The 4,434-nt window shown below is 45.7% G+C and carries 3 protein-coding genes; all 3 read right to left on the bottom strand.

The window, feature by feature from the left end; genetic code table 11:
• Positions 1-895 (bottom strand): UDP-N-acetylglucosamine 4,6-dehydratase (inverting) (gene pseB, locus L2082_RS11575; RefSeq protein ID WP_446011770.1); only part of this gene is annotated, 895 nt, incomplete at its 3' end.
• Complete coding sequence (locus tag L2082_RS11570) at positions 889-2,694, bottom strand: ABC transporter ATP-binding protein (protein ID WP_446010665.1); 1,806 nt, start codon at positions 2,692-2,694, stop codon at positions 889-891. The genes pseB and L2082_RS11570, both read right to left, overlap by 7 nt.
• A 153-nt stretch (positions 2,695-2,847) precedes the next feature.
• Positions 2,848-4,407: an ATP-binding protein gene (locus tag L2082_RS11565; RefSeq protein WP_446011769.1), complete on the bottom strand. Its 1,560-nt coding sequence runs from the start codon at positions 4,405-4,407 to the stop codon at positions 2,848-2,850.
• Positions 4,408-4,434: the final 27 nt, after the last annotated feature.

Raw genomic sequence — 4,434 nt, 5'->3', positions numbered from 1 at the left:
CGTTGTGATCGCAATAATACTGAGCACTGTATTTACCCGTGGTGGGCAGGATAGCAAAATATCTGCCCATATCCACGGTATTGAAACTGTCACTGGCTGTGATCATCTCTTCATGGATTTTTTCGCCGGGCCGGATGCCTACGACGGGGTGTTCGCACTCCGGCCCGATTGCCTTGGCAAGGTCGGTGATCTTGTAGGAAGGGATCTTGGGAACAAAAATCTCTCCGCCTTTGGTGTGATCAATGGCCCACGTCACCAGATCCACCCCATCCTGCAAACTGATATTAAAGCGGGTCATGGTGGGATCGGTGATGGGTAGAATCCCTGTTTTTCGTCTCTCCAGAAAAAAAGGAACCACAGACCCCCGGCTGCCCATGACATTGCCGTAACGCACCACGGCAAATTTCAGGTTACGTCCTCCGAGAATATTGTTGGCTGCCGTGAAAAGCTTATCAGAACAGAGCTTGGTTGCACCGTATAAATTTATAGGTGCGGCCGCCTTGTCCGTGGACAGGGCCACGACCTTTCGGATACTCGGGGTATCCAGACAGGCCTCAATAAGGTTTTGCGCCCCCAGAATATTGGTCTTAATACATTCAAATGGATTATATTCCGCTGCCGGAACCTGCTTCAGGGCAGCAGCATGCACAACAATTTCGATCTGCTCCAATGACCTGCGCAGGCGATCCTGGTCCCTAACATCACCAATGAAATACCGCATCATCGGATATTCAACGGTGTTAAATTCCTGCTCCATTTCATATTGTTTGAGTTCGTCCCGGGAATACACCACCAGCCGCTTGACTTCAGGATACCGGGCCAGAATGGTTTTGACAAGTGCTTTGCCAAATGAACCAGTCCCGCCGGTAATAAGAATTGATGAATTTTTCAACATACGCTATCCTGCACTTGCAGAGGTTGAGGTTGTTGGATCATAACAGTATAGCTTCCAGTGCGTAGGATTTCTCCCTGCGACAACGCAACAACTGTATCACACCCTGTCAAGGTTGAAAGCCGATGAGCAATCATCAAAACCGTCAGGCTATCATCCAAATTCTCAATTGATTTCATTACCGCCTTCTCCGTGCCATCATCCAGCGCACTTGTCGCCTCATCCAACACCAATACATTAGCTTGTTTGTACAAGGCCCGGGCAATCCCGATCCGCTGTCGTTGCCCACCAGAAAGTCGGACACCCCGTTCACCGATCAAAGTTTTATAGCCATGAGGCAAAGTCTCTATGAACTCATGAATCTGCGCCTGTCGGGCTGCTTGTTCCACCTTTTTTTCATTAATATCCTTAACCGGGACACCAAAGGCGATATTTTCCAGCATGGATCCATCAGATAAAAATATCGCCTGTGAGACATGGGCGATATTCCGTTGCCAAGCCTTCATAGTAGATGAATCAATTTTTCTTCCATCAACCCGCAACTGTCCCCCTGTCGGGATCAACAGACCCATAATGATATCCAGCAAGGTGCTCTTGCCGCTACCGGTTTCGCCAATAAATCCTATTCGGGAACCCTTTGGGATAGTTAAGTGAATATTGGACAAGACCTCTTTGTCTGAACCGGCATAGCAAAAACTGACACCTTGAAGTTCTATTTGTTCACGAAAGTCCAGCAGCGGAATCGAAGGAGCCTGTATCCTTGCTTCGCTGTTGTGCGCAACAGCCAACCATGGAGCTACTTCAGCCAACACAGCATGATTGCCATTAATATTTGACCAGGAAAAATAGATCTGTTGGAGACCAGGTAAAAGTCGCTGCGCACCTAAGGCAAAGGCCCCCAGCAAGGGTAAGGCATTTTGGGAAGAATTTTCCTGCATTGTATAGGCCAGAAGGGCTATCAGGGTAATCCCCAGAACCTCTAACAAGTTCTTCGGCAGCATGCTTAAAAAAGAATTCTGCATCCCGGCATGCTGGATTTTTTGCATTGTTTCCGCATAGCCCTGACTGAACACCTTTTGACTGTTATCCAGAATGACATCACGAATCCCCCCCAGCCCTTCCTGCATGCATTTCACCGCCTGAGGCTGATTCTCCCTTATAAGAGTACTGTTCCGTCTCACTCTGGCACGGACAAGCCGGGCAATAAGGATATAGCCGCCACCCCAAATAAGAAAAGCTGACAAGGCAACAAAAGGGTTAATGTACATCAGGGTAGATATAATGGCAAGGGACATAACCAAGGCTGTGAGCAGGGAAAGGATCTGCATTATCCCTGCATTAATAGCAGCCCCGACCTTTTGCGTGGTAAGGCTGATCAAATCACTGCTGTTATGGGCCACATGAAATTCATAGGGCTTATTAAGGGCCATGGAATAAATATCACGCTGTAGTTGGATACCCATAGCAGCTGTTAACCAGGCATTATACCAAAGCAGTACAATCCGTATTCCTGAGGCAAGGGCAGCAATACAAATAAAGGCAAGGGTGAGCGGCAAAAGGAGCTCGTTCGCTGTCTCAATACCAAGGCTTTGTATAACAGGTTGTATCCAGGCAAGGGTAAAGAGGTGCTCAGGTTCGGTCAATACACCAAGAAATGGGATGACTGCACCAATGGTTATGACCTCGGTAAAGACTGAAACCAGCATCAGCAGCGCAAGGAGGAGGAATTGGTTGCGACGTTTTCTTCCCAGGTATTTCCACAGGATAAGTATGTTATGCGTTATATTGGGGTCTTGCTGCATGATCAGAGGGAAAGCCTGTGAAGAGTTGAATGCGATGGGATGCAAGGACAAACACACACGAGTGTTCGGATAGCATCAAATTTGTTATGTAATGTGCTCAATGTATTCATACAGATGCCCATTGGCTCAGGATGCAAAGAGATCTTTCAGACTTCAACTCTGGGGTTTATTCGGCACACGCTGACCTCCTGCTTCGACTTGCTCATAAACAAATTGTGTTATATTCCTCGTTTTCACATCAAATACAATCCCGATGATCCATGTCTGATACATAGCATATTTCTCATAATAACGCATGGTCTTTATCTGTTGGAGCGGATCCTCATCCCTGATCTTGAATTCAAAGATATAAGCCGTATCTGCCGTGAGCAGGGTCAGATCCATCCGGCTGCGATTGGTCACATCTTCGGCAATGACTTGGAATCCAAGAGAGGCGAAGTAGGCGTAGACCACACTGGCATAGAAACCTTCGTAACGGTCTATTTCGTTATTCGTAAAATTATTGTAGGCAATGGAGGCGAAAAGTTGCTTCAAGTTCACTTCAAGACCTTCCAGGTGGGCTTCATGAAAGATGGCGTACAGATCGTCAAGAATACTGTTTTTTTGAGTTTTATCTACAAAATGATTCAGCAGATTATCAGTAAAACTGAGCCGTACCTCCTTGTTAGGGTACGTTAAGGTGTACAGGTAACGATCGCGCCTGTGTTGGACATCCGCAATAGTCAGATAACCTGATTGGAAGAGGATGCTTTCCAGGGAAATATCCTCAATATCAAAACTGTTGATCAGAGAACTATCCACTTCAAGGTGCTCCAGGTTGGGGAGGTAGTAGTGGTTTTCCCGAATGAGCTTGACAAGAAAGGATGGTGTGCCGGTCTCAAACCAGTAACTTTTGAATTGGCAGTCATTGTCGATAAAAAGCAGTATATCATACGGGTTAAAAACTTTTTCTCCCATAAAATTATAGCCATTATACCACTCTTTGATTTTGTCGCCGTCAACATTATGTAAGAGTTCAGAAAAGTTCAACCGAAGATCTGTTTCCGAGTATCCGCATATTTGAGCGAACATGGGTTTAATAGAGATATCAGTGAGATTGTTTAACCCGCTGAAAATACTGGTCTTGCTGAATTTACTGACGCCTGTGAGAAAGACAAAACGAATATATCGGTCACAATCTTTCATGACCGAGTAAAAGCTCTTGATAATCTCCCTGTTTTCAAGTGCAACATTAATTTGATCAAGATTATCCAGGATTGCCTTGTCGTATTCGTCTATGAGGATAACAACACCCTGCTGATACACATCATGAACATTTTCTATCAGTTCTTTCAGGCAGACGGCAAAATCTCTTGCATCGTGGCATTCAACGCCTAACCTCTTTTTGTTTTCACGCAAAGTGGCCATAAGCATTGTGTGGAGGCCTTCTGGACTACGTAAATCTCCGCTGAAACTTATCCTGATGAGCGGATATTCGTTGAATTGGTATTTGTCATGGATATACAGCCCCTTGAACAGCTCTTTATTGCCGGAAAATATTTCAGCGAGTGTGTCCAGAAAAAGGCTTTTCCCGAAACGACGAGGCCGGGACAGAAAGGCGTACTTATAGTTTTCAATCAGCGCAAGGGCCTCTTGTGTCTTGTCGATATAGACATAATCGCCATTGATAATCTCACTCAGGGTTGATATGCCGATAGGGAGTTTTTTCATCATTGCTCAAAGAGCCTCGACCTTTTTAAA

This window comes from Candidatus Electrothrix sp. (assembly GCF_052785085.1).
This window is presented reverse-complemented; position numbering and strand designations above follow the sequence as displayed.

Coding starts and splice junctions, on each gene's coding strand:
- L2082_RS11565 (WP_446011769.1), bottom strand. CDS start 4,407: ATGATGAAAAAACTCCCTATCGGCATATCAACCCTGAGTGAGATTATC.
- L2082_RS11570 (WP_446010665.1), bottom strand. CDS start 2,694: ATGCAGCAAGACCCCAATATAACGCATAACATACTTATCCTGTGGAAA.